The 25080-nt window shown below is 61.6% G+C and carries 25 protein-coding genes; 15 read left to right on the forward strand and 10 right to left on the reverse strand.

The features are described from left to right. Window positions 1-38 precede the first annotated feature (38 nt). Window positions 39-407, forward strand: a complete 369-nt coding sequence (locus tag ACTD9P_RS04210; RefSeq protein ID WP_438866812.1) for a glutamine synthetase — start codon at window positions 39-41, stop codon at window positions 405-407. Here the strand turns inward: ACTD9P_RS04210 and ACTD9P_RS04215 are convergent. Beyond that, complete coding sequence (locus tag ACTD9P_RS04215) at window positions 404-1615, reverse strand: N-acetylmuramoyl-L-alanine amidase (protein ID WP_438866813.1); 1212 nt, start codon at window positions 1613-1615, stop codon at window positions 404-406. The genes ACTD9P_RS04210 and ACTD9P_RS04215 overlap by 4 nt on opposite strands. Window positions 1616-1744: 129 nt before the next feature. Between ACTD9P_RS04215 and folE2 the strand changes: the two genes are divergently transcribed. Genes folE2 through ACTD9P_RS04250 form a run of 7 tightly spaced genes read left to right on the forward strand, consistent with a single transcriptional unit; the run spans window position 1745 to window position 7370 of the window. Next, window positions 1745-2641 carry a GTP cyclohydrolase FolE2 gene (folE2, locus tag ACTD9P_RS04220; RefSeq protein ID WP_438866814.1) on the forward strand — a complete coding sequence of 299 codons (897 nt, stop codon included), beginning with the start codon at window positions 1745-1747 and terminating at the stop codon, window positions 2639-2641. Then, on the forward strand, window positions 2638-3306 hold the full coding sequence (locus ACTD9P_RS04225) for a metal ABC transporter ATP-binding protein (RefSeq protein ID WP_170036642.1): 669 nt from the start codon (window positions 2638-2640) through the stop codon (window positions 3304-3306). The genes folE2 and ACTD9P_RS04225 overlap by 4 nt, the downstream gene beginning before the upstream one ends. Further along, complete coding sequence (locus tag ACTD9P_RS04230; protein ID WP_438866815.1) at window positions 3306-4172, forward strand: metal ABC transporter permease; 867 nt, start codon at window positions 3306-3308, stop codon at window positions 4170-4172. The genes ACTD9P_RS04225 and ACTD9P_RS04230 overlap by 1 nt, the downstream gene beginning before the upstream one ends. Window positions 4173-4183: 11 nt before the next feature. Beyond that, entirely contained in the window at window positions 4184-5062 is an 879-nt protein-coding gene (locus tag ACTD9P_RS04235; RefSeq protein ID WP_065932043.1) for a metal ABC transporter substrate-binding protein, read from the forward strand. Beyond that, window positions 5059-5472, forward strand: a complete 414-nt coding sequence (gene hisI / locus ACTD9P_RS04240) for a phosphoribosyl-AMP cyclohydrolase (RefSeq protein WP_438866816.1) — start codon at window positions 5059-5061, stop codon at window positions 5470-5472. Before ACTD9P_RS04235 ends, hisI begins: the two co-directional genes overlap by 4 nt. Beyond that, window positions 5469-6029, forward strand: coding sequence for a gamma carbonic anhydrase family protein (locus ACTD9P_RS04245; protein ID WP_170036634.1), 561 nt, complete (start codon window positions 5469-5471; stop codon window positions 6027-6029). Before hisI ends, ACTD9P_RS04245 begins: the two co-directional genes overlap by 4 nt. A 3-nt stretch (window positions 6030-6032) precedes the next feature. After that, a complete protein-coding gene (locus ACTD9P_RS04250) occupies window positions 6033-7370 on the forward strand; it encodes a dihydroorotase (RefSeq protein WP_200431038.1) in 1338 nt (445 codons plus the stop codon). 231 nt (window positions 7371-7601) lie between these two features. Here the strand turns inward: ACTD9P_RS04250 and ACTD9P_RS04255 are convergent, their stop codons facing one another. Next, window positions 7602-8123, reverse strand: a complete 522-nt coding sequence (locus ACTD9P_RS04255) for a DUF3617 domain-containing protein (protein WP_138813226.1) — start codon at window positions 8121-8123, stop codon at window positions 7602-7604. 130 nt (window positions 8124-8253) lie between these two features. Between ACTD9P_RS04255 and cls the strand changes: the two genes are divergently transcribed. Then, on the forward strand, window positions 8254-9693 hold the full coding sequence (cls, locus tag ACTD9P_RS04260) for a cardiolipin synthase (RefSeq protein WP_438866817.1): 1440 nt from the start codon (window positions 8254-8256) through the stop codon (window positions 9691-9693). A 151-nt stretch (window positions 9694-9844) separates the two neighbouring features. On the opposite strand, the gene cfaB is transcribed toward cls, so the two are convergent. The 8 genes from cfaB to hflK (ACTD9P_RS04300) all read right to left on the reverse strand — a co-directional run bounded on the left by cfaB (window position 9845) and on the right by hflK (ACTD9P_RS04300) (window position 19025). Continuing rightward, entirely contained in the window at window positions 9845-11029 is a 1185-nt protein-coding gene (gene cfaB / locus ACTD9P_RS04265; protein WP_219337486.1) for a C17 cyclopropane fatty acid synthase CfaB, read from the reverse strand. An 87-nt stretch (window positions 11030-11116) separates the two neighbouring features. Beyond that, the gene (locus ACTD9P_RS04270; protein WP_438866818.1) at window positions 11117-11905 is read right to left on the reverse strand and encodes an HvfC/BufC family peptide modification chaperone; all 789 of its coding nucleotides are present in this window, start codon (window positions 11903-11905) and stop codon (window positions 11117-11119) included. After that, complete coding sequence (gene bufB, locus ACTD9P_RS04275; RefSeq protein ID WP_058421073.1) at window positions 11896-12741, reverse strand: MNIO family bufferin maturase; 846 nt, start codon at window positions 12739-12741, stop codon at window positions 11896-11898. Before bufB ends, ACTD9P_RS04270 begins: the two co-directional genes overlap by 10 nt. Before the next feature lie 67 nt (window positions 12742-12808). Further along, window positions 12809-13063, reverse strand: a complete 255-nt coding sequence (bufA2, locus tag ACTD9P_RS04280) for a BufA2 family periplasmic bufferin-type metallophore (protein ID WP_200431096.1) — start codon at window positions 13061-13063, stop codon at window positions 12809-12811. Window positions 13064-13180: 117 nt separating this feature from the next. After that, on the reverse strand, window positions 13181-15067 hold the full coding sequence (locus tag ACTD9P_RS04285; protein ID WP_438866819.1) for a cation-translocating P-type ATPase: 1887 nt from the start codon (window positions 15065-15067) through the stop codon (window positions 13181-13183). Continuing rightward, complete coding sequence (gene hflK / locus ACTD9P_RS04290) at window positions 15064-16098, reverse strand: protease modulator HflK (RefSeq protein ID WP_138450390.1); 1035 nt, start codon at window positions 16096-16098, stop codon at window positions 15064-15066. Before hflK (ACTD9P_RS04290) ends, ACTD9P_RS04285 begins: the two co-directional genes overlap by 4 nt. After that, window positions 16095-17090, reverse strand: a complete 996-nt coding sequence (hflC, locus tag ACTD9P_RS04295) for a protease modulator HflC (protein WP_170037021.1) — start codon at window positions 17088-17090, stop codon at window positions 16095-16097. The genes hflK (ACTD9P_RS04290) and hflC overlap by 4 nt, the downstream gene beginning before the upstream one ends. A gap of 9 nt (window positions 17091-17099) precedes the next feature. Next, window positions 17100-19025 carry a protease modulator HflK gene (gene hflK, locus ACTD9P_RS04300; protein ID WP_438866820.1) on the reverse strand — a complete coding sequence of 642 codons (1926 nt, stop codon included), beginning with the start codon at window positions 19023-19025 and terminating at the stop codon, window positions 17100-17102. A 296-nt stretch (window positions 19026-19321) separates the two neighbouring features. Here hflK (ACTD9P_RS04300) and ACTD9P_RS04305 point away from each other — a divergent pair, with 296 nt between their 5' ends. Genes ACTD9P_RS04305 through ACTD9P_RS04330 form a run of 6 tightly spaced genes read left to right on the forward strand, consistent with a single transcriptional unit; the run spans window position 19322 to window position 25009 of the window. Beyond that, a complete protein-coding gene (locus tag ACTD9P_RS04305; RefSeq protein ID WP_438866821.1) occupies window positions 19322-19945 on the forward strand; it encodes a CDP-alcohol phosphatidyltransferase family protein in 624 nt (207 codons plus the stop codon). Window positions 19946-19956: 11 nt separating this feature from the next. Then, window positions 19957-21711: a bifunctional alpha/beta hydrolase/class I SAM-dependent methyltransferase gene (locus tag ACTD9P_RS04310; protein ID WP_438866822.1), complete on the forward strand. Its 1755-nt coding sequence runs from the start codon at window positions 19957-19959 to the stop codon at window positions 21709-21711. Between the two features lie 2 nt (window positions 21712-21713). After that, window positions 21714-23012 carry a phosphatase PAP2/dual specificity phosphatase family protein gene (locus ACTD9P_RS04315; RefSeq protein ID WP_438866823.1) on the forward strand — a complete coding sequence of 433 codons (1299 nt, stop codon included), beginning with the start codon at window positions 21714-21716 and terminating at the stop codon, window positions 23010-23012. Next, window positions 23002-23445: a hypothetical protein gene (locus ACTD9P_RS04320; protein ID WP_438866824.1), complete on the forward strand. Its 444-nt coding sequence runs from the start codon at window positions 23002-23004 to the stop codon at window positions 23443-23445. The genes ACTD9P_RS04315 and ACTD9P_RS04320 overlap by 11 nt, the downstream gene beginning before the upstream one ends. A 9-nt stretch (window positions 23446-23454) precedes the next feature. Then, complete coding sequence (locus tag ACTD9P_RS04325; RefSeq protein ID WP_438866825.1) at window positions 23455-24075, forward strand: lysophospholipid acyltransferase family protein; 621 nt, start codon at window positions 23455-23457, stop codon at window positions 24073-24075. 1 nt (window position 24076) lies between these two features. Beyond that, entirely contained in the window at window positions 24077-25009 is a 933-nt protein-coding gene (locus tag ACTD9P_RS04330) for a phosphatidate cytidylyltransferase (protein WP_017135107.1), read from the forward strand. The last annotated feature ends 71 nt before the right edge of the window (window positions 25010-25080 follow it).

Consider the following 25080-nt stretch of genomic DNA (forward strand, 5'->3'; position numbering starts at 1 on the left):
GGCGCAATGCTGGAACACTTTCTTGCCCGAGAAATGCGATGAAATACCTGGTGTGTGCCCTGTTATTGGGCGTGGCAGGACCTGCCTGCGCGCAAACGCCGAGCCTGCTGGCGAACTGCACGCGCAGCGCCAACTTGCTGGCCTGTGTAGACCCGCTGGGCAACGCCTACAGCGTGGCGACGGTTGGCAGCACCACGTATTTGCGCGGTTTTGAAGTGATCGGCAAACGCTATTGGGCACAGACCAGCAGCCGCTACGGGCAACTGACGTTCTTTACCGGGTTGGCGTCCGATGGTGAGGCGTGGGTCGGCTACACGCGCCGCGTGGGTTGGACCACCATCAACCGGTTTTCCAGCTCGGGTGGCGCCAGCGCCAAGTTCACGTGCAGCCGTATAGCCGGCTGTTAGACCTGGCCGCTCTTCTGCTCCTGAACCCAGGCCATGTAGCTGTTCATCGGCGGGTTCTTCTCGAAGTATTTTTTCAGGCCGTCGAACAGGCCATCCGCCACGGCTTGTTGATGACGCGCCGTCACCAGCCGCTGGGCGTCCTGGGTGTTGGAGATAAACCCGGTTTCCACCAGGATCGACGGCACGTCGGGTGATTTGAGCACCGCAAACCCGGCTTGCTCCACGCGCTTCTGGTGCAGCGTGGTGATGCTTTGCAAGCTGCCCAACACCGAGCTGCCCAGTTGCAGGCTGGAGGCGATGGTGGCGTTCATCGACATATCGAGAATCACCCCGGCGAGCATCGGGTCCTTGTCCTTGAGGTTGAGCAAGGTAGTGGCGCCCAGCAGGTCGGCGCCGTTTTCGCGCTGCGCCATGAAGCGCGCGGTGGCGGAGGTGGCACCGCCTTCCGACAACGCATACACCGAAGCGCCGGATGCGGTGAGCCGTGGCGCGGCGTCGGCATGCACCGAGATAAACATATCGGCCTTGTGCTGACGGGCGATGTCCACGCGCTTGCGCAGCGGCACGAAGAAGTCATCGTTGCGCACCAGTTTCACGTCAAAGCCCTTCTCGCGCTTCAAGCGTTTGGCCAGCAGTTGGGCGATGGACAGCACCACGTCTTTTTCGCGCTGGCCCTTGGAGCCGATGGCGCCAGGGTCTTTGCCGCCGTGGCCGGGGTCGACCACCACAATGATGTCGCGCTTGGGGTGCGCCTTGTCGACTGGCGCGACTAATGGCGTCGGCTGCGCAGCAATCTGGCGCGGCGCATGGGTGGCGTTGGTCAGGTCGAGCACCAGCCGATGGCCTTGGCCGTCCTGTGGCGGCAATAAAAAGCTATTGAGCTGCATCGGCGAGGCCAGGTCCAGCACGATGCGGGTATCGCTCTTGCCGAAATGCCCCGAACGAATCGAAGTAATCCCGCTGTTTTTCAGCGCCAACTGCGAAAAATCACCACTGAGCCCGGCGCCGCTCAGGTCGATGATCACGCGCTCCGGCGACGTCAGGGAGAAGGTCTTGTATTGCACCGGGCCGCTGAGGTCGAACACCAGCCGCAGTTTGTCGTCGGAGCGCCACAAGCGCGCATTACGAATCTGTGTGGCGAACGCCCCCAATGGAAAGGTGAACAGAGGGCTGACCAGCAGCAGATTGAGAAGCTGACGTCTGTGCATGAAAAAACACCGCAAATAAAGGAGCGTCCCTGCTCGACATGACTGAAGAAAGACTGGAGCAGAAAAATCATCGTCGACTTAATCGTTATAATATAACATGTCTTTTTATTTCCAACGATGGACCTGCTCATGAACGCGCTGACTCTGCCGGATATCGCCGCGCAGGCTTCACGGCAAGCCTTGCCACTCGACTGGGTGGGCATGTGCGGCATCGCCCTGCCAATCCTCATCGACGGCCAACGCCTGACAGCCACCGCCGATGCAGGTGTGAGCCTGGACGATGGAGAGGCCCGTGGCATTCATATGTCACGCCTGTACCTGGCATTGGAAATGCTCGACCAGCAGCTTCTTACACCTGCACTTCTGCGTAATGTACTGCAGCGCTTTCTCGAGAGTCATGAAGGATTATCTAAGAACGCCTACTTGCGTATTCACACGGATTTGTTACTCAAACGCCCGGCCTTGGTCAGCCCGCTGGCCGGTTGGAAAGGCTACCCGGTGTGCATCGAAGCGCGTCTGGAAAACCAGATGTTCCACGTGGAACTAAAAATTGACGTTACTTATTCCTCAACCTGCCCTTGCTCAGCTGCGCTCGCCAGGCAGTTGATTCAGCAGCAATTTCTTCAGGATTTTGCCAACACGCCGTTGCAGCACGAGGACGTTTTGACCTGGCTCGGCAGCGCCAACGGCATCGTGGCCACGCCTCACAGCCAGCGCAGCAGCGCCCAACTGTCGATCCAACTGGACGCCAGCCAGAACACCCTGCCACTCACAGACCTGATCGATAACGTCGAAGCCGCCCTCGGCACCGCCGTACAAACCGCCGTAAAACGCGCGGACGAACAAGCCTTCGCCTTGGCCAATGGGCAGAACCTGATGTTCTGCGAAGACGCCGCCCGCCGCCTGAACCTCGCCTTGAAACGCTCGGATGCCGTCAAAGCCTTCCACCTGAAAGTGATCCACGCCGAAAGCCTGCACGCGCACGATGCCGTGGCTGAAAGCCGCTGGACGAGAGACTCTGCATGATCACCTGCAACGCTTTGCGCTGGGGCGCACCCGGGCAGCCGCTCACCCCTGCGCTGGATTTGTGCCTGGAAAAAGGCAGCCTCACCGGCATCATTGGCGCCAACGGCACGGGCAAGAGCAGCCTGCTCAAAGTCATCGCTGGGTTGCAAAAGCCGTTGGCGGGCAACGTCTGCGTGGATGTTCCACGCCGTGGCGGCTTGTCGTTCCTGCCGCAGCAGCAACACCTGGACCGGCAGTTTCCGATCAGCCTGCAAGAGTTGGTGGCTGCCGGATTCTGGGGCACCAAACTCACCCCGGAACAACGCAGCCAGCGCCTGCAAGCCGTGTTGGAAGACTGGTGCCTCAGCGGCCTGGAGCATCGACCGTTGATGGCTTTGTCTGGCGGCGAACTGCAACGCGCGCTGCTGGCACGCATGAGCCTGGCTGAAGCGCCGGTGCTGCTACTCGATGAACCTCACGCCGCCCTCGACGAAGAAGGCCAGGCGCTGTGTTGGAAACATGTACACGCCTGGCACGATGAAGGCCGCACGGTGGTGATCGTGTGCCACGACCTCGCCTCCGTGCGCCACCACACTCAGCAAGTAGTGCAAATCAAAAGCTCTGGCTGCGTATTTGGCCCCAGTAAAGAACTGATCCGCCCGCAACCTCAAATGCAGGTGGCCTGATGCACTTCGCCGCCCAATTGTGGATGCCGTTTCAAGATTTCGTTTTCATGCGCCGCGCCCTCATCGGCGGGCTGGTGCTTGCGTGCAGCACCGCGCCGTTGGGCGTGTTTTTGATTCTGCGGCGCATGAGCCTGATCGGTGACGCCGTTGCCCACGGCATCCTGCCCGGCGCCGCACTCGGCTTCTGGTTCGCCGGCATCAGCCTGCCTGCACTGACCATCGGCGGCCTCGGCGCTGGGCTGAGCATGGCCGGATTGTCGGCGTGGATCACCCGCCGCACCGGCCTGCGCGAAGACGCCAGCCTCGCGGCCATCTACCCCATCTCGCTCGCCGCGGGTGTGCTGATCCTGGGCATCGCCGGCAAGCGTCTGGACCTCTTGCACCTGCTGTTCGGCTCCGCCCTGGCGGTGGATGAAACCACCCTCACCGGCATGCTCTGGGTCTCGGGTTTCAGCTTGATCGCCATGGGGCTGATCTACAAACCGCTGCTGCTGGACACCCTTGACCCGCTGTTCCTGCAAACCGTCAGCCGCCTTGGCCCACTTGCCCACGGGTTGTTCCTGACCCTGGTGGTGTTGAACCTGGTGATCGGTTTCCAGGCCATCGGCGCATTGATGGTGGTGGGTTTGATGATGTTGCCGGCGATTGCTTCACGCTTCTGGAGCCGGCGCCTGCCGGTGTTGATTACGGTATCGGCGGTGCTGGGATGCCTGTCGGTGTGGTTTGGTTTGCTGCTGTCGTTCTACTACTCACTGCCCAGCGGCCCGGCCATCGTGCTGGTGGCTGGCGGCGGGTATTTGCTGTCCGTGGTTTTCGGCCCGGTGCACGGCTTGCTGCGCCGCCCGCCCTCTCTTACATCCCAATGAGGTGTTTCCCGATGCGCGCTTTACTCGTGCTGTTCAGTCTTCTGCTGCCCTTGTCGATGGCCCAGGCCGCCGACAAACTCCAAGTGGTCACCAGCTTCAGTATTCTCGATGACATCACCCACCAGATCGGTGGCGATCACATCCAGATCAGCAATATGGTCGGCCCAGACTCCGACGCCCACACCTATGAGCCGACGCCGGACGATGCCAAGGCGCTGCTCAAGGCCAAGGTCATCATCAAGAACGGCCTGGGCTTCGAACCCTGGCTGGACCGCCTGGTCACCAGCACCGAAACCAAAGCCACCGTAGTCACCGCCAGCAAGGGCGTGATCTCCCACACCATGGAAGAAGACGGCGAAACCATTCCGGACCCACACGCCTGGCACAACCTGGCCAACGCCGAAATCTATGTGAACAACATCACCAAGGCACTGGTAGCTGCCGACCCGGCCAACAAGGCTGACTATCTGCGTAACAGCCAGACCTACCTGAAAGAAATCTACCGTTTGCTGGCCGAAGCCAAGACCAAGTTCGGCGCACTGCCAGCCGGCAACCGTCGCATCGTCACCTCCCATGATGCCTTTGGCTACCTCGGCCAGGCCTACGGCATCCAGTTCCTGGCACCGCAAGGTCTGTCCACCGAACGCGAACCTTCGGCCGCCGAAGTCGCTGCGCTGATCACCCAGATCCGCAAGGACAAGGTCAAAGCCGTGTTCATGGAAAACATCAAGGATTCGCGCCTGCTCAAGCAGATCGCTGACGAAAGCGGCGCGCAGATCGGTGGCACGCTGTACTCCGACGCCCTCGCCGCCGAAGGCCCGGCCAGCACCTTCACTGGGTTGTTCGAGTACAACCTCAACACCTTGTGCGCCGCCCTGAGCAAGCCATGACACTGAGCATGCTCGACCTGGAAGAGGCTGCCCTTGGCAGCCGCTTTCCACTCGAACCCGTGCTCGACGCCCTGCCGTGGAACAGCGATGGCCTGATTGCAGCCATCGCCCAGCAACACCGCAGCGGCGAAGTGCTGATGCTGGCCTGGATGAACCGCCAGGCCCTCAGCGAAACCCTGGCCACTGGGCAAGTTTGCTATTGGTCACGCTCGCGCCAGCAACTGTGGCGCAAAGGCGAAAGCTCCGGCCATTGGCAACAGTTGATTGAGGCGCGCCTGGATTGCGACGGCGACGCCGTGCTGCTGATCGTCGACCAGCTAGGCCCGGCCTGTCACACCGGGCGGCCGACCTGTTTCTACAACGCCATTGTGGGCGACCACGTTCACATCATCACGGAGCCTGTTGCATGATCCGCAAAAACCCCTCCGGCGACCTGCCGGTGATTGCCGAGTCGGCCTACGTCGACAAGACCGCGATCATCTGCGGCAAGGTCATCATCGGCGAGAACGTGTTCGTCGGCCCCTACGCCGTGATCCGCGCCGACGAAGTCGACGCCACCGGCAAAATGGACCCGATCACCATCGGCGCCAACTCCAACATCCAGGACGGCGTGGTGATCCACTCCAAGTCCGGCGCGGCGGTGACGATTGGCGAGTTTACGTCTATTGCGCATCGCTCCATCGTTCACGGCCCCTGCACCGTCGGCGACCGCGTTTTCATCGGTTTCAACAGCGTGCTGTTCAACTGCGCCGTCGGCGATGGCTGCGTGGTGCGCCACAACTCGGTGGTCGACGGCCGCGACTTGCCCGCAGCCTTCTACGTGCCCTCCACCACCCGCATCGGTCCCAATACCGACTTGTCGCAATTCCCACCGGTGAGCGTCAGCGCCTCGGAGTTTTCCGAAGACGTCGCGCGTACCAACGTCGACCTGGTACGTGGTTACAAAGCCCTGCAAAACGAGTTCTGAACCATGAGCCGCCTGCTGATCCGCAACGCCCGCCTGGTCAATGAAGGCCAGGAATTCGACGCCGATGTACTGGTCGCCAACGGCCGCATCGAAAAGATCGCCGGCAGCCTTGAAGGCTACAATGAGCCAGTGGAAATCGACGCCCAAGGCCAATGGCTGCTGCCGGGCATGATCGATGACCAGGTACACTTTCGCGAACCTGGCGCGCCGGACAAAGGCAGTTTCTACAGCGAATCCCGCGCAGCAGTGGCCGGTGGCATTACCAGCTTCATGGACATGCCCAACACCAGCCCGGCCACGCTGAACCTGGAAGCACTGGCCGATAAAAAGCGCCGCGCCGCGTTGCACTCGGTGGCCAACTACGGCTTTCACTTTGGCGTGAGCAACGACAACCTCGATGTCGTTGCCGCTCTCGACCCGCGTGAAGTGGCCGGGGTCAAAGTGTTCATGGGCGCCTCCACCGGCAATATGCTGGTGGACGACCCACGGATTCTGGAGCGGCTGTTTGCGCAAGTGCCGACCATCCTGCTGGCCCACTGCGAACACACGCCCAGCATCCTGGCCAACGAGCAACGCCTGCGCGAGCGTTTCGGCGAGCAGATTCCAGCCGTCGCCCACCCGCTGATCCGCGATGCTGAAGCCTGTTATCGCTCGTCGTCCTTTGCCGTGGAATTGGCCAAGCGCCATGGCACGCGCCTGCATGTGCTGCACCTGACCAGCGCCCGCGAACTGGCGTTGTTCGAAGACACGCCGTTGGCCGAGAAGCGCATCACCGCCGAAGTCTGCCTGCACCACTTGCTGTTCGATGACCGTGACTATCATCGCCTCGGCCACCAGATCAAATGCAACCCGGCGATCAAGACCCGCGCCGACCGCGACGCGCTGCGCCTGGCCTTGTTGAGTGATCGTCTGGATGTGATCGGCACCGACCATGCGCCGCATACCTGGGCGCAAAAACAGTTGGGCTATCGGGAAGCGCCGTCCGGGCTGCCGCTGGTGCAGCACGCGTTGCCGGCGTTATTGGAATTGGTCATCGACGGGCATTTGCCCCTGACCACGCTGGTGGCAAAAACCAGTCACCGGGTGGCCGATTTATTCGCCATCCCAGACCGTGGTTACTTGCGTGAAGGCTATTGGGCCGACCTGGTGCTGATCAAACCCGAACCCGAAGGCAAACCGGTGAGCAGCCAGCCGATCCTCGCCCGCTGCGGTTGGACACCGTTCGCCGAGCGCAGCTTTCGCCACAGCGTGAGCACCACGCTGGTGTCCGGCCACCTGGCGTGGCACAACGGCCAGGTGGTCGACAGCTGCCAGGGCTTGCCTTTGCATTTTCTGCGCTGACCGACGCCTGCGGGCTTGCCCTAATGCCATTCAGTTAAGAAGGCTGAAGGGTAAAAAGTAACCTGTGGCGAGGGAGCTTGCTCCCGTTGGACTGCGCAGCAGTCCCATGCCTTTAAAGCAAAGAGCAGGGGCCGCTTCGCGCCCCAGCGGGAGCAAGCTCCCTCGCCACAGAGAAGGTGGCAACCTTCAATAGTTGTGCACCTGTGCCGTGATCAAGCCAACTCCCACAGTTTAAGCGCGGGGTTTAACCGTACCGCAATCGTTGCCCAGCCACTGGGCGTGGGTGTCCAGGCTGCCCTTCTGCTGGACACCGGTGGCGTTGAACGTACCGTTAACGGTGGTGGTGAATTCCTGCTGGCTCTGGAAGGTTGCAACGCCAGTGCCCTGGGCTTTCGGGCAGCTGAAACGGAATTTCCATTGGTTGCCAGTCTTGTCGGTCACTTCCTGCTTGCAGCCCGATTGCGGGTCGGTCAGCGGGATCGAATCGGAGGCGACCTGGGCAGGCGTCAGGCATACCTGCACGCCTTTACCGGCCATGGTGATGCCCTGTTTTTCCAGCATCGCACGCTGCTCCGGGGTCATCTGTTGCTTGAGCTGACCGAGGATCAGCGACAGGTCCGGCAAGTCCTGGTTATCGACTTTCATATTGCTGGTGGTCAACTCCCACAAGCCCGGCGCCAGCATCTGCGCCTGAGCCGCCACGGGCAGCGTCAATCCAACAACCATGGCCAAACCAAGCAGACGAGCATTCATCGGGTAACTCCTGGGTAATTGTGGGCGTTAGACGCCGCAAAGCCGCCAGTGTTGCACGGCAAATAAAATAGCGACATTCGCTGTGGAACATGGTCTGTTAGGCACTCGATTGCCCGGAGTTACGTCGTTCATGGATTTTTTTGGCCCGCACCTGCTCGCCTACTTCATTGCCACGCTGCACTTTCTCGGGACGCTGGCGGCGATCCACGCGGTGCTGACGGTCAGGACCGCCCAAGGCTCGATCGCCTGGGCCTTGTCGCTGATGTTCATGCCTTACCTGACGCTGATCCCGTACCTGATCTTCGGCCGCAGCACCTTCGACGCGTACATCCAGGCACGTCGCCAAGCCAACCAGGAAATGCACACTGCCATCACCGAGCTTAACTGGCGCCCGTGGGTCGACGAAGCCCTGGCCGCGCGCAACTCCAGCGCCTACGGTTCCTTGCGCGCCATGCCAAAACTGGGGCGCATGCCGTGCCTGGCCAATAATGAAGTGCGTTTGCTGATCAATGGTGAAGCCACGTTCAGCGCGATTTTCGACGCCATACGCAACGCCAAAACTGCAGTGCTGTTCCAGTTTTTCATCATTCATGACGACGAGCTTGGCAGACAGCTGCATGCGCTGCTGAAGGAAAAAGCTGCCGAAGGTGTGGATATTCACGTGCTCTACGACCGCATCGGCAGCCACGCCCTGCCCCATCGTTATGTGCAATCGCTGCGCGACGCCGGGGTCAAAGTCAAAGCGTTCGCCACCCGCAGCGGATGGCTTAACCGCTTCCAGGTCAACTTTCGCAACCATCGCAAAATTGTAGTGGTGGACGGCATTACCGGGTTCGTCGGCGGGCACAACGTCGGCGATGAATACCTGGGCAGAAAGCCGCCACTGGCACCCTGGCGCGACACCCACGTGCAGGTCACCGGCCCAGTGGTGGCGTGCCTGCAGGAGTCATTTGCCGAAGACTGGTTCTGGGCGGCGCGCGAACTGCCGCCACTGATTTTGCCGGACACTTACCCCGAAGACGGCGTGCTCTGCCAATTGCTCGCGAGCGGCCCGGCCGACCCGTATGAAACCTGCTCGCTGTTTTTTGTCGAAGCCATTCATGCGGCGACCGAACGGGTGTGGATCACCAGCCCGTATTTCGTGCCCGATGAGGCGGTGTTCTCGGCCTTACGCCTGGCCGTGCTGCGCGGTGTTGATGTGCGCCTGTTGCTGCCATCGCGCCCCGATCACCGCATCGTTTATGCCGCCTCAAGCCTTTATGCGATCGAAGCCGTGCGCGCAGGCGTGCGGGTGTTCCGCTACAAGCCAGGCTTTTTGCATCAGAAAGTGGTGTTGGTGGACAGCGAAATCAGCGCCATCGGCAGCGCGAACATGGACAACCGTTCGTTCCGGCTGAATTTTGAAGTGATGCTGCTGACGGTGGACGAGGCGTTTGCCAGCGAGGTGGAGCAGATGCTGCTGGACGATTTCGCCCTGGCACATGAAGTCAGCCAGGAAGAAAGCCGCGAGACTCGGCGCTTGCAACAACTGGGCATGCGGGTGGCGCGGCTTATTTCACCGATTCTTTGATACAGCACAGAACAAATGTGGGAGCGGCGGTGCGACGATTCGACTTGCTCGCGAATGCGGTGGATCAGCCTATTAATTTGGTTCTGACACTCCGCATTCGCGAGCAAGCCCGCTCCCACATTTAGATCTTCAGCACTTTTATAACCGAGTTTCAGCGGTAGATATCTTCCCGCGTCCACGGCAATTCATGGCTGCCGTCGGCATGGGGTTTCACCGCCAATATCTGGTGCAAATTGATCCAGCCCCGCGCAAACGCATACGCGCAACCAGCCAGGTACAGTCGCCAGATCCGCAACGCCTGCTCCGGCACCATCTTCGCCGCCGCTTCGAGGTTGTCTTCCAGGCGCTCGCTCCAGTGGTCCAGGGTGCGCGCGTAGTGCAGGCGCAGGCTTTCGACGTCGACCACTTCCAGCCCGACTTCACTGATTTCGGCGGTCATCATCGCCAGGTGCGGCAGCTCGCCGTTGGGGAATACATAACGCTCGATAAACTCCCCGGCGCCACGGCCCACAGGTCGGCCATCGGTGTGCTTGGCGGTAATGCCGTGGTTCATCACCAAGCCGCCCTCGCGCACCGCGCCAAACAGCGTCTTGCAATACTCCGCCAGGTTGGCGTGGCCGACGTGTTCGAACATGCCCACGCTCACCACTTTGTCGAAACGGCCATCTTGCGGCAGGTCGCGATAGTCGAGCAGTTGCAGGTCTACCTGATCTTCCAGGCCTTCAGCTTTAACCCGCTCCCGAGCCAGCGCCAGCTGTTCCTTGCTCAGGGTAATGCCAAACACTTTGACCCCAAACTCGCGCGCGGCAAACCGCGCCAGCCCGCCCCAGCCACAGCCTACATCGAGCAAATACTCACCCGGCTGCAGCCGCAATTTGCGGCACAGATGGCGAAATTTATCTTGTTGGGCCTGGTCGATGGATTCGCTGCCGGTTTCAAAATAGCCGCAGGAATACGCCATGTCCTGGTCCAGCCATAGCTGGTAGAACTCGTTGGACAGGTCGTAATGGTAGGAAATGGCCGCTGCGTCAGTGGCCTTGTCGTGGATCGAGCGCACCGGACGACTCCCCTCGTCGTCTTCGATCAGGGCGTGACTCAACTCGTCACATACCCGGATGACCTCGGCGATGGAGCCTTCCAGCTCCAACTTGCCCTCGACGAAGGCTTCGCCCAAAGCATCGAGCGTTGGATGGGTCAGCTTGGACACGACCGTGGGGTCCTTCACCACGATGGTCACACTGGGCTCGGGGCCCAAGTTGAATTCATGGCCGTCCCAGAGTCGAAGACGCAGCGGTAGCTGAAGATTCTGTAAGGCCGGTGGAAGTTGCGCGAGCATGAGTAGTCCCCCCTTGTTTCAGACGTCTGGAGTGAGGGTAGACCATCCGAAGACAAAGTAGGAGGCTATCGATTTAATAGCCTTCTTCTATGGGGCTCGACGCTCGAGCAAACCATCCTGGATCCACTGTTTCAGCCATGTCACCGCTTGCAGTGGCGCACCCTCTGCATAAGTGACTACCAGCGCTTCGCACAGTTCTGAAAAATTCCAGCCGGTGGTCACCATACCCGCCAAGGCACAGGCTTCAGCTGGCTCCAGGCTGCGGTAATGGCACACATTCTGGTGGCGCCATACCAGGCAAATCTGCGCCAGCTCCAACGCGTGGCTGTCGGGAAACTGCGACTCATCCTTGCTCGCCCGCCAAATCGCCACGGTGTTGAAGTGACACAGCATCTGCTGCACCGACGGCGCCAGGCTCACCTGCAATGCCGGCCATTCTTCGGGCGCCAACTGCGCCATGGCGTCCAGGCTCAGCGGTTCGCCCTGCAGCGCATCAAACGCCAGGGTAAACGCCCACTCCAAACGCGCCAACTCTGCCAGCGGCGCGCTCTGCTCAGCCACCAAGTGCTCGACGATAAACGCCGGGAACCGCTCACCCAGCCAACGCAGGCTGTAATGGGCGGACGGATAGCGGCGCAAATAGGCTTCTGTCAGTGATGCGAACTCATCATCGCCGAGCCAATACCAAATGGCACCGAAGTCATGGCGCAGCACTTCCTGCAAGCGCGACAGGTAGGCGTTGTGATAAATCGCCAGGCCCGTGTCCACATCCAGGGTTGGCCCGCCGAGCAAGGTCGCGGCGAAACCACTGTTGGCGGCTGAGTTTTCAGATAACAGGTGTTGTTCAAAAGCCAACTGCCAATCGGTCAGGCGCATAACGATCTCCTGGCCAACGCAGTCGCACCCAATTCACGGGCCTTGCTCAATTCGGTGAGCAGCTCTTCGAACGGCGGGAAATGGTCATCGCGTTCCAGCAAGGTCGAGACCGGCCCCAGATGCTCAAGCGTCTGTTGATAAAGCGCCCATACCGGATCGCACACCGGATGGTCATGGGTATCGACCACATAATCGCCGTAGTCCATGTGCCCGGCCAGATGCAGCTGGCGAATACTTTCAGGCGGCAAACTGCGGATAAACGTCCAGGCATCAAACCCATGATTGCGCGAGCTGACATACACGTTGTTCACGTCCAGCAACAGTTGGCACCCGGTGAGATGGGCCAGGGCATTGAGGAATTCCCACTCGGTGAACTCATCGGCCTTGGAGCGCACATAGCTGGAGACGTTTTCCAGCACCAGTGGGCGTTGCAACACATCCTGCACTTGGCGCACGCGGCCTGCCACGTGGTAAAGGCTTTCTTCGGTGTAAGGCAGCGGCAGCAAGTCGTGCAACTGATGGGCACTGCCACGGCTCCAGCACAGGTGATCGGAGATCCACGCAGGCTGAATGCGCTCGGCAAGTTGTTTGATTTGTTTCAGGTAATCGCTATCGAGGGCATGCGGCCCACCGATGGACAGGGACACACCGTGCATCACCAGGGGATAACGCTCGGCTATCGCGTCCAGGTAGTACAAGGCTTTACCGCCCTGGACCAGATAATTCTCGGAGATCACTTCGAACCAATCCACGGCCGGCGACTGTTCAAGGATCTGCTGGTAGTACTCACTGCGTAAACCCAGGCCGTAACCCAGACTTGTAAGGGAAGCGGACATCACACACTCCTGGGCAAAGTGTCCGCAGCGGTGGGGGGCATCCGCTGCGGGAGCACTGAGTTGCCGGTTATTCGCCGACTTTGCCGCCAGCCTTCATGCAGGCATCAGCAGAAGGCTTGGCGAGGAAGCCCTGGCCTTTGCAAGAACCTTGACCTTTGCAAGCGTGGTCTTTGGTTTTGCAATCGTTCTGGCCTTTGCAAGCATTGATGCCGTAGCAGTGCACAGCGGTGTCAGCGGCTTGAGCCTGAGTGACAACACCAGCAAACATGGTAGCAGCGGCCATTGCGAGGGCGGCACCAGCAGCAGCGGATTTGAAGTTCATTTTTGTATTCCTCATGATCGGTAGTGGAATCGGTCTGAACGGATTGTTCAGTCTCGACATACCACTAGAGTGAGGTCCATCACCGGCGTTACAGCTGTGTGCAAATATTTCTGAAAATTATTCATCCAGCTTCAAAAGCGGCTCCTGGAAGCGCAACAAACGCCCGGCATTCCCCAATACCAACAGGGTGCTGAGATTGTGCAACACCGCCGCGATCATGGCCCCGGCAGCGCCCAACCAGCCAAACGCGGCGAACACCACGATGGCCAGCGTCCAGCCCAGGCCAATGATCACGTTGACCTGCAACGTCTGTCGGCACTGGCGGCTCAAGCGCACACAGGTGCCAAGGCGACGCAGATCGCTGCCGATCAGCACCACGTCCGCCGATGCCAGGGCGATGTCCGCACCGCCCGCGCCCATGGCCACACCGACCACACCTGCCTTGAGCGCCAGGGAATCGTTAATGCCATCACCGACGACCATCGGCCGGAAACCGCTGCCAATTTCCCCCAGCACGCGGTTGAGCTTGTCCTCCGGCAAAGCCTGCGCTTCGACATCGCTGATGCCTACGTCGAGCGCCAGGCTGTCGGCCACGCTTTGGCGGTCGCCGGTCAGCAGCAATTGGCGACCCAGGCCAAGCTCGCGCAACTCTTGCAGCGCTTGGCGTGCTTCCGGCTTCACGCTGTCCGCCAGCAACAGCCAGGCCAGAAACTGCCCGTTCAACGCCAGCCCGGCAATCGGGCCGTCATGGTTCGGGACTGTCGTCGTGACAATACCCAACTGCTCGAACAACTCCGGCCGCCCCAGCGCCGCCTCGCCCTGTTCGGTTTGGGCCACAACGCCGAGGCCCTGACGTTCGCGGATGTCCGTCAGTACCAACATTTGCTCCTGCGTGGCCAAACCCGCCAGTGCACGGCTGACCGGGTGGCTGCTGGCCGAACCGAGGCTGGCGGCAAGGTTCAGCAACACCTGCCGATCCGGCGCGGTGGTTTCGATGGACTGCAAACGCAGGGTGCCGAAGGTCAGCGTGCCGGTCTTGTCGACCACCAACGAGGTCAGGTCCGCCAACTCCTCCAGAAACGCCGAGCTGCGAATCAAAATCCCATGGCGCGCCGCCACCGCAATCCCGGCAATCGCCGTGGCTGGCGCCGACAGCACCAAAGCACACGGGCATGCCGCCACCAACACCGCCAACATTGCCTGGGCGTCATTGGTGACAAACCAGGTCACCGCCGCCAGCAGCAATACCAGCACCATATAGCTGCCGGCATAACGCTCCAGCAGCCGCGTGATCGGCGGCTTGGAGCGCTCGGCGTTCTGCATCAGCGCAATGACCTTGCCCAAGGTCGACTCATTGCCGGTGCGCGTCACTTGCAAGCGCAACAACCCATCCAGGTTGATCGCCCCGCCAAACACCTGCACACCGACACTGGCTTCCAGCGGCACCGACTCACCCGTAATGGGCGCCGTGTCCAGGCTCGCCTGGCCCGACAGCACCACGCCGTCGGCAGGCACACGGTCACCGGCGCGCACTTCGACGATATCGCCAGTGTTCAACGTGCCGTTATCCACTTCAATAATGCTGCCATCGGCCTGCACCAACCGCGCATGGCTGCGGGTCAGTTTGCCCAAGGCGTGAATCGCTTCCTGGGAGCCGATCACGCTGCGCTCTTCCAGCACGTGACCAAAGATCATGATGATCGGCAACAACGCGGCGGTCAGCAGATCACCGGTGGCCCAGGCACCCAGCATCGCCAGGGCGATCAATTGGTCGGTGATGCCATGCAGGCTGGGGTAACGCAGGCTGTACCAGGCCGATCGCATCACCGGCACGGCCACCAGCAAGGACGCAACGCCAAGCAGTAATTGGCTGACACCGGTCTGATCCGGCGCCAGCCAGCGCCAGACCAGGCCCAGCACCAGCAGTCCCAAGGCCAGCATGGCCAGGGTTAATTGCCGGGCAGCGCTGCGCTGCTCGGCGGAGGTCAACATGGGTGCGCTCATTGCTCGGCTCCCTGAATGATCAAGCGGGAGTCGTCTTTAGGGTCGACGGTGGTCACGGAACCTGCCTGGCCTAGAATCTTCGGCAAGCGCTCGCGATAAAGACGCAGCAATAAGCCAGGGTCTTTGACTTGAGCCAGGCTGGCGACGGTCGCGGTTTGCGCCTGGGCGTTGGCCAAGCGTTCACTGGCCTGGGCGTGGGCAACTTGCACCAGCCGATCGGCTTCCTGGTTGGCGGTCTGGGTGAGCTTTTCCGCTTCGGTGCGCGCATTGGCCACGGCTTTGTCGGCCTGCTGGCTGGCCGTCAGCACGGCGTTGAATGCATTGACTGCCGGGCCCGGAAGGCTCGATTGCACATCTACGCGGGTAACTTCGATGCCCAAGCCCAAGCCCGTCGAGGCCAGCTGCGCCAGGCGTTTATTAATGCCTTGCACCAGATCACCGCGCAGCCGTTCACGGCGTTCGGCGGCGCCATTGTCGGTGCCGATCAGTTCAGGGCGCGCCACCAGAATCGTGTCCAGGTCGCGCGCGGCGGTCAGGGCCACCGCGCTGCGCGTCACCAGCCGATCCAGGGCGGGCAGCACATGCTCGCCCTGCAACACAAAGGCGTAAGGTTCCGTGACCTTATAGAACACCCGCACATCCAGCTGCACCACGCCGGCATCGCCCGTCAGCAAATAGCCGGAACCGGCCAGCGCGTCGCTCAATGGCGTGGCAAAACTGGCCACGCGGTCGGCCTGGATCGCTGCCTCAGAGCGCAACAGGTTCTCCACGCGCCGCTCGATCACACGGTCCGCCGCCGGCAACAGCACCACTTGCTCGAAGGGCTGAGGCCACGCCAGCAACAGCCCGGCGTTCTGGATGCGGTCAAGCGCGCCGAAGTGCAACACCACGGCGCGGTTTTGCGGGTCGATCTGGCGCACATTCGAAAACGCCCAGGCCAACGCCGCCAACACCGTCACTGCGTACAGCGCCAGGAAGGTCAGGCGCCCGGCCTGGATCCACGGGCTGTCCGGGCCGTCACGCTCGGTCATGGCTGAACGTCCTTGGGCCCGTCTACCAATGCACGGAACGGCGCAGCATCGGTGCGCAGGATGATCTTGGTGCCCGGCGTGACCACCGTGCCCAAGGTATCGAGCGAGCGCAGCAGGTTGTACAACTGCGGGTTGCCGGCGTAGGCACGCCCGTAAATCTGCGCCGCCTCAACCCGCGACTGGGCTTCGATATCGGCGGCTTTCACCGTGGCATCGGCTTGCACGATGCGCGCATCCCGCTCGGCAGCAGAGCGAATCTGCGCCGCTTCCCGCTTGCCCACGGCGGTGCGTTCAGTGGCGATGGTTTCGCGCTCGGCGCGCATGCGGTCGACGGTGGCGGTCAGGGTGACGGAAGGCAACGTCAGGCGCTCGACCCCCACTTGCGCCACGCGCACGCCATAGGTAGTGAGCAATTGTTGATCAATTTGCTGGCGCAGCTGTGCCTCGAAATCAGCAATGCGCACCTGGCTGGCGTCGGTGTTAATCAAGCTCGACAGGTCGAAGCTGGCTGCCGTGGTTTCCAGCGCCGAGCCGACGAAGGTACGGATCTGTCGCGCCGCTTCATCCGGCTGGTTCTGCACCGCACGCATAAAGCGCTGCACATTGTCGGCATCGCCCTGCACCTGCCACGCCACGTAGGCCTGCACGATAATGCGCAGGCCATCGCGGGTGCCCACATCCTGCAAACCGCTGGAGGTGGTGCGCAGGCGCAGGTCCACCGGGATCGCCGCTTCGAACGGCGCCGGCCAGCGCCAGCCCAGGCCCGGCTCCAGCAGTACCCGCGCCGGGTTGCCGAAGCGGGTAATCACCGTGGCTTCACCGGAACGCACCTGCACCAGGCTCGCCGCCGCGACGGCAAACAGCACCAGCAATACCGCCCAGGCCATGCGCCGCCAGGGGAAAGGCCCGGCGGCCTGCTCATCACCATGGTGGTGATGATGGTGGCCGTGATGATGGTGATGACCGTGATCGTGAGAATGAGCGCTCAACAGACAGACTCCTTATTGAACGGCTTTACGCGGCGCCATCGGGTCGGCCGGCAAAGTAAAAGAACGCAGATCGATCGTCGGCGCGCCATCGGCGCCCAGGCGGTGATCCAGAATAAGCAGCTTGGCGTTGGCCAGGCCTTGGCTGAGTTGGCCCAGGTACTGTTCCAGCACAAAGGCACGACCCGCCGTGGCGTAGGCTTTTTGTTCGGCGGTAAAACGCAGGTCGGCCGCTTGAGCACCCGCGTTGACTTCACGGGCAGAGGCCAGCGCCTTGTCGCGGGCAGTGCTGGCTTGCAGCAACGCCTGGTTGGTTTGCTCGCTGGCAGCGCCGCGCTCACGGGAGATCAGCGCCTGGGCACCAATTTGTGCCGCCTGCACGCCGTGATAGGCATTGGCGGCGCCTGCCGGTGGGTGGATCGCTTCCACTACCGTGGCCAAAATCTCCACGCCGCTGTCGAGTTTCTGCAGGTCTGCCTGCACGGCGCGGCCCACTTCATCGGCGAGGCTGGTGCGTTGCTCACCGAGCAATTCGTCAAGGGTGCGCGAGGCAAAATCATGCACAAGGATGCGGCTGGCGGTGCTGCGAATCAGCGTCGGTACATCCGCGCTGTTATAGGTGGCGGCCAGCGCAGCCTTGTCCGTCAGGTCAATACGGTAGACGAAACGCACATCCATATTGACGATCTGGAAGCTCTGCTTGTCGCCGCTGCTGCTGGCGATCACTTGAGATTTGTCATTCACATGGCTGGCGTCCCACAAGCGGTTGGCGATCAAGGGCGCCGGGCCTTCGGCAGATGCCAACTCCGGTGCGGCGGCCTCGCTGACGCTGGTCGCCAGTTCATGCACCACGCCGTTTTCCACGCTCAGCACGCGGCCCAATGGCCAAGGCAACCCAGCATGCAAGCCAGGCCCGAACACCTGCACGGGTTTGCCGAAGCGTTCATAAATCCCACGGCCTTGCAGGGGCACTTCGTGCACGCCGGTCAGCGCCCAGCCTACCGCCAGCACCACCAACAGCACTGGCAAAAAAGCCCGGCGCATGTAGGTAAACGCCCAGATCTGACGCAGATCGATGCCAAAGCGGTTGTGCAATTCGTGCTGCAACGCCAGCAAGGGTTGGGGTGGCCAACGCAGCAGGTCCGCGATAAAGCTCTGCGCCATCAAGCGTGGTTCAAGGCGCGGCTGGCGCGGGCTGAACAGTGACAGCACGCCTCTTAGCAGAAACTCCAGCGCCACCAGCGCGGGCAACAGCCCCGTCAACACGGCCAGGCGCAACGGCCAGACGGATTCGGCGCCGGCAAACAGCAGGCAGATCGCGCTGAGCACCAGGCTGGTAATCGCCACGCGGCTCAACTGCGCCAACTGCGAAGCCTCCGGCCATTGCGCGGCGGTTTCCTGGGCCAACCGGCGCTCGAACACCAGCAAGCCAAAGGCCAACGCCAGGGCCAGCGCCGCGCCGATACTCGCCGATTGCCCCAGCGCGGCGGCGGGCAAGGCCAGGTTCCAGAATTCGATGATGCTGATCAGCGCCAGCAACGACCAGCCGCACAGCCACAGCACCGGCGCGCCGATCTGTGCCAGCACGCCGCTGCCAAACCGATTGATCGCCCGTGCGAACGCGCCAACTTCTTCGCCGGAGGCTTCGATCAACTCCGCCGTGGGTGTTTCCAGCGCCTGGGCGCGCCAATCCGCCACCCACCACGCCGATTGCAAGCCGGCCACCAGCACCAGCAAGGCCGAGGCGCAGTTGATCAACACCACCGGCCAGATCGACAGCGGCGCAAACAGCGCGACAAACAGCGCCAGCACCCAACCGGCCACGGCCAGAGCCGTAAGGCTGATGCCCGCTTGGCGCAATCGGCGGGCATGGAACAACCCTTGTTGAAAACGCGGAAGGCCTTCAACCGAAGCGCCGTCAGCTGCCAGATCCACTTGCATCTACTTCACGTCCACTTACATACAATTGGTTACGATATAACACGCAGCGTGAAATTTTTGTCCGAAAACAGCGCAAATCCCTTGTGGGAGCGGGCTTGCCCGCGATAGCGGTCTGCCAGTTATTGATGGTTGGCCTGATACACCGCCATCGCAGGCAAGCCAGCTCCCACATTTATGCTGTGGTGCTCTCTGGAAAGTGATTAAACCCCCAGAAACACGAGCCATCACTGGTGCAGGCACGGATTAATCGGCACACTCCAAACAGTTTTTCGCGGGCCCATGGACAAGGAAGCGTCATGATTTCGATCTACCAGCTCAAACCGCGTTTTCAGAACCTGCTGCGCCCTCTTGTGCAGCGTCTTTACGATAACGGCACCACCGCCAACCAGATCACCGTGCTGGCCGGCGTCGTTTCTTTGCTGGTCGGCCTGTTGATCGCCGGCTTTGCCCAACACCTCTGGCTGTTTGCGCTGATCCCGCTGTGGATGATCCTGCGCATGGCCCTCAATGCCATCGACGGCATGCTCGCGCGCGAATTCGGCCAGCAGTCGCGTCTGGGTGCCTACCTCAATGAACTGTGCGATGTGATCGCCGACAGCGCGTTGATCCTGCCCTTTGCGCTGATTCCCGGCGTGAGCCTGGCGCCGGTGCTGCTGGTGGCGTTGCTTGCCGTATTCAGCGAATACGCCGGCGTGTTGGGGCCAATGGTGGGTGCCTCACGCCGCTATGACGGGCCGATGGGCAAAAGTGATCGTGCGTTCGTGCTCGGTGTGCTCGCCACTGGCGTGGCGCTGGGCTGGCTCGGCGCCGGCTGGGTGGATGCGGTGATGTGGCTGGTGGCTGCCCTGCTCACCTACACCTTGGTCAACCGCGTGCGTCAGGGCCTCAAAGAACAACAAGAAACCTCTCCGATTGCATAAGGATTTTTGCGATGCGCGAACAGCAAGAGCACACCTTCGGTACCCATGATGGCGTCGAGCTTTTTTATCGGCACTGGCCGGCCACTGCGCCTGTGGGCGACGCGCCGCGCAAGGCGATCCTGCTGTTCCATCGTGGTCACGAACATTCGGGCCGTATTGCCCATTTGGTCGACGAACTCGACCTGCCACAATTCGATTTCTTTGCCTGGGACGCCCGTGGCCACGGCCAATCGCCGGGCGCGCGCGGTGACAGCCCAAGCTTCGCCACCAGCGCCCGCGACGTGCAGACCTTCTGCGAACACATCGGCGCCACTTACGGCATAGAAGAACAAAATTTCGCCGTTATCGCCCAAAGCGTCGGCGCGGTGATTGCGGCCACTTGGGTACACGACTACGCGCCAAAAATCCGCGCACTGGTGCTCGCCTCCCCGGCGTTCAAGGTCAAGCTGTACGTGCCCTTCGCCCGGCCTGGGCTGGCGTTGATGCGCAAGTTTCGCGGCAACTTTTTCGTCAACAGCTACGTCAAGGCCAAGTTCCTCAGCCATGACCCGGAGCGCGTCGCGTCCTACGACAGCGACCCGCTGATCACCAAGGCGATTTCGGTGAATGTGCTGCTCGGTTTGTACGAAGCCGCCGACCGGGTGGTCGCCGATGCTCAGGCGATCCAGGTACCGACGCAATTGCTCATCTCCGGTTCCGACTTCGTGGTGCACCGCAAACCCCAGCAGCAATTTTTCGACCGCCTGGGCAGCCTGAAAAAAGAGCTGCACATCTTGCCCGGTTTTTTCCACGACACCCTTGGCGAGCGCGACCGCGCCGTGGCCGTAAGCAGCGCTCGGCGCTTTATCCTGCAGAACTTCCAACACCCGCTGGACCGCGCCGCCCTGCTGGATGCCGACAAAATGGGCGCCACTTGCGCCGAGTCCGAAGCCCTCGCCGCGCCGCTGCCGCGCAACTCCCTGCGCGACCTGTACTGGCGCATGACCCGCGCCAGCATGGGGCTGGGCAAGAACCTGTCGGACGGGGTGAAGCTGGGTTTCGACACCGGCTTCGACTCCGGCAGCACCCTGGACTACGTGTACCGCAACAAACCCACCGGCAAAGGCGGCCTGGGGCGGATGATCGACACCAACTACCTCAACTCCATAGGCTGGCGCGGCATTCGCCAGCGCAAGCTGAACGTCGAAGAACTGCTGCGGCTGGCCATGGCCAAGTTGCGCGCAGAGGATCGAGAAGTCCGCATCGTCGATATCGCCGCCGGCCACGGGCGCTACATTCTCGAAGCCTTGCAGGGCGTTTCGCCGCTGCCGGAATCGATCCTGCTGCGCGACTACAGCGATATCAACGTGCGTGACGGCGGCGCGCTGATTCGTGAAAAAGGCCTGGGGGATATCGCGCAGTTCGTCAAAGGCGATGCGTTTGATAGAGCAGACTTGGCGGCACTGGCGCCCAAGCCGACCCTGGCAGTGGTGTCCGGCCTGTATGAGCTGTTTGCCGATAACGGCATGGTCGGCGGTTCGCTGGCCGGTCTGGCCGAAGCGGTGGAGCCCGGCGGGTATCTGGTCTACACCGGCCAGCCATGGCACCCGCAACTGGAATTGATCGCCCGCGCGTTGACCAGCCATCGCCAGGGCCAGGCCTGGGTAATGCGCCGTCGCAGCCAGGCAGAGATGGATCAATTGGTCGAGGCGGCGGGCTTTCGCAAAATCACCCAGCGTGTGGATGAGTGGGGCATTTTCACCGTGTCCCTGGCGCAGAAGATCTGAGCATGCGCGAACCCGGCTTATTGAAACCCGCAGTCCTGTGGCTACTGCTGTTGGCGCCGCTGTTTTTCAGCACTTATGGCTTCGCCACCTGGATCACCAGCCAGCGCAGCGACGTGGGTACGCTGGTGTTCGGCTGGGAAACCGATATGCCGTTCTGGGCATGGACCATCGTGCCCTATTGGTCCATCGACCTGCTCTACGGGTTTTCACTGCTGCTGCCCAATACACGTCATGAGCTGAAACAACACGCCTTGCGCCTGCTCAGTGCGCAAGTCATTGCCGTGAGCTGCTTTTTGATCTGGCCGCTGCGTTTCACCTTTGAACGGCCGGAGCTGGATGGCGTATTCGGCTGGCTGTTTGCGGTGCTGGCCGGGTTCGACAAACCCTTTAACCAGGCGCCGTCGCTGCATATCGCGCTGCTGGTGATTTTGTGGGTCATGTATCAGCGCCACACCCAAGGGTTTTGGCGTTGGATGGTGCATGGCTGGTTTGCGTTGATCGGTATTTCGGTGCTGACCACTTATCAACATCACTTTATCGACTTACCCACAGGCGCCCTGGCCGGTTGGTTATGCGTGTGGCTGTGGCCGGTGGAACATCCAAGCCCGCTGTTGAATGCACGGCTGACGCGGGACACAAAACGATGGCGGCTGGGCATGCGCTACGGCCTTGGCGCTGTAGTGCTGGTGATCCTGGCTTGGGTGCTGCGTGGCGGGTGGTTGTGGCTGCTATGGCCGGCGGTCTCCCTAGGCTTGATCAAGGCCAATTACCTCGTGCTGGGCGCCTCGGGCTTCCAAAAACGAGCTGATGGCCAGCTCACGCCAGCGGCGCGCTGGCTGTATGCACCCTACTTGGCGGCCGCGTGGATAAATTCCAGGCTGTGGACACGTAAACATCCACAGCCTGACCAAATTGTGGATAACGTCTGGCTCGGCCGCATTCCTGCCACCGGCGAGCAAGGTTCCTTCAAGGCCATCGTCGATCTGTGCGCCGAATTGCCGATTAATCCACAGGGCCGCGCCTATGAATGCGTGCCCGTGCTCGACCTGATCGCGCCAACGCCCGCGCAATCCCTGCAAGCCGCTGAGGCCATTGAACGCCTGCGTTCAAGCGGCACGCTGCTGGTGTGCTGCGCCCTTGGCTACTCGCGCAGCGCCACCGCCGTCGCCGCGTGGCTGCTGCACAGCGGGCGCGCTGCCACGGTCGACGAGGCAGTGGCTATTATTCGTACAGCACGGGCCGAAGTGGTCCTGCATCCTGCTCACCGTAAAGCGTTGGAGGGTTTGCCCCATGCCCGCTGATATGGAACTCCAGGTGGTTGCCAGCCTGCTGCGCCGTGGCCGCTCGCTGGATCAGTTATCCACAGGCCTGACCGTGGCCGGCGTGTTATTCGGCCTTGCTCAATTGCTGTTGGTCAGCGTTTCGACCCTGTGCCTGCTGCTCAGCCTGTGGATGATTATTCTCGGCCTGCTGCAAAAGTACTGGGCCTTGCGTGTGGCCTTCGACGCCGACCTGTTCGCCCTGCTGGCCTGCGACACCGAGCGCACGGCCGATCTCGACCAAGCCTTGCAGAACCTCGGCCTGCAATCGCCCAAACGCGCGGGCCGACCCTGGACCGAACGCCGTCGCGGCGCGCTCAAACTGCTGCGCAAACAAGCCTGGTTGCTGGGTGCGCAAGCGCTGCTGACCCTGGCCGTCATCCTCGCCAGCCCTTGGCTACCTTTCGCCGGATAAGGAATCCCCATGTTCGAACCCGTGGTCGCCACCCTGATTACCTCGATGGCCCGCACCGTCACCGGCGCCCGTAGCCTGTGGCTGGGGTGCGCGCCGGTGCCGGTGCAACGCATCTACTTCGCCAACCACAGCAGTCACGGTGATTTCGTACTGCTGTGGGCATCGTTGCCGCAGAACCTGCGCAAATTCACGCGGCCGGTGGCCGGCAGTGATTACTGGAATCAAAGCGCACTGCGCCGCTACATCATCAACCGCGTGTTCAATGGCGTGTTGATCGACCGCGAGCGCAAAGACCCGGTGGATAACCCCTTGCAGCCGATGCTGGCCGCGCTGGAAGGCGGCGATTCCTTGATCATCTTTCCCGAAGGTACGCGCAACCTGGAGGACGGTTTGCTGCCGTTCAAAAGTGGCCTGTATCACCTGGCAAAAAGTTACCCACAGGCCGAGTTGATTCCGGTGTGGATCGCCAACCTCAACCGGGTCATGCCCAAAGGGCGCGTGCTGCCGCTGCCTTTGCTGTGCACCACCAGCTTCGGCGTGCCGCTGCAATTGGAAGACGGTGAAGACAAGTCCGCCTTCCTTGCTCGCACTCGCGACGCCCTGCTTGCCCTCGCCCCGGAGCATGTCTGACATGGATAGCCAAACCCTGATGTTGTTCGGCGGGATCGGCGCGATCCTGGTGCTCGCCTCGCTGATCGGCCTGATCCTCAAACTGCGCACCCGTGGCACACCGAATGCGGTGGTCGACAACCTCAACGCCCGCATCAATGCGTGGTGGGTAATGGTGGTGGTGATCGGCATCGCCTTCTGGCTCGGCACTGGCGCGGTGATCCTGCTGTTCTATGCGGTGTCGTTCTACGCCCTGCGCGAATTTCTCACCCTCACCCCTACACGGCGCAGTGACTACCCGGCCCTTGTAGCCGCGTTCTACCTGGCGTTGCCGCTGCAATACCTGCTGATTTATGCGGACTGGTACGGGCTGTTCTCGATCTTTATCCCGGTGTACGTGTTCCTGCTGCTGCCGATCCTTGCTTCGCTGGGTGGCGACAGCACGCACTTTCTGGAGCGAGCGTCGAAGGTGCAATGGGGCCTGATGATCGCGGTGTTCTGCGTGTCGTTCGTGCCCGCCCTGCTGACGCTCGACATTCCCGGCTACGAAGGCCGCAACCTGTTGCTGATCGCTTACCTGGTGATCGTGGTGCAACTGTCGGACGTACTGCAGTACGTGTGCGGCAAGCTGTTCGGCAAACACAAGATCGCGCCCAACCTGTCACCGTCCAAAACCGTGGAAGGCTTTGTCGGCGGGATTCTGCTGTCGTCCCTGATCGGCGCGGCGCTGTGGTGGACAACGCCGTTCAACCCGTGGCAGTCATTCCTGATCGCGCTGCTGATCAACCTGCTGGGCTTTGCCGGCGGCATCGTGATGTCGGCGATCAAGCGCGACCGGGGCGTGAAGGATTGGGGGCACATGATCGAAGGCCACGGCGGGATGCTGGACCGCCTGGATTCGGTATGTTTCGCCGCGCCGATTTTCTTCCACCTTGTGCGCTACTGGTGGACCTGACCCACCGTACTAAGCCAAGTGAAGATCAAAATGTGGGAGCGGGCTTGCTCGCGAAGGCGGTGGATCAGTCA

Origin of the sequence: Pseudomonas onubensis, from assembly GCF_965653655.1 — a bacterium.
GTDB lineage: Bacteria > Pseudomonadota > Gammaproteobacteria > Pseudomonadales > Pseudomonadaceae > Aquipseudomonas.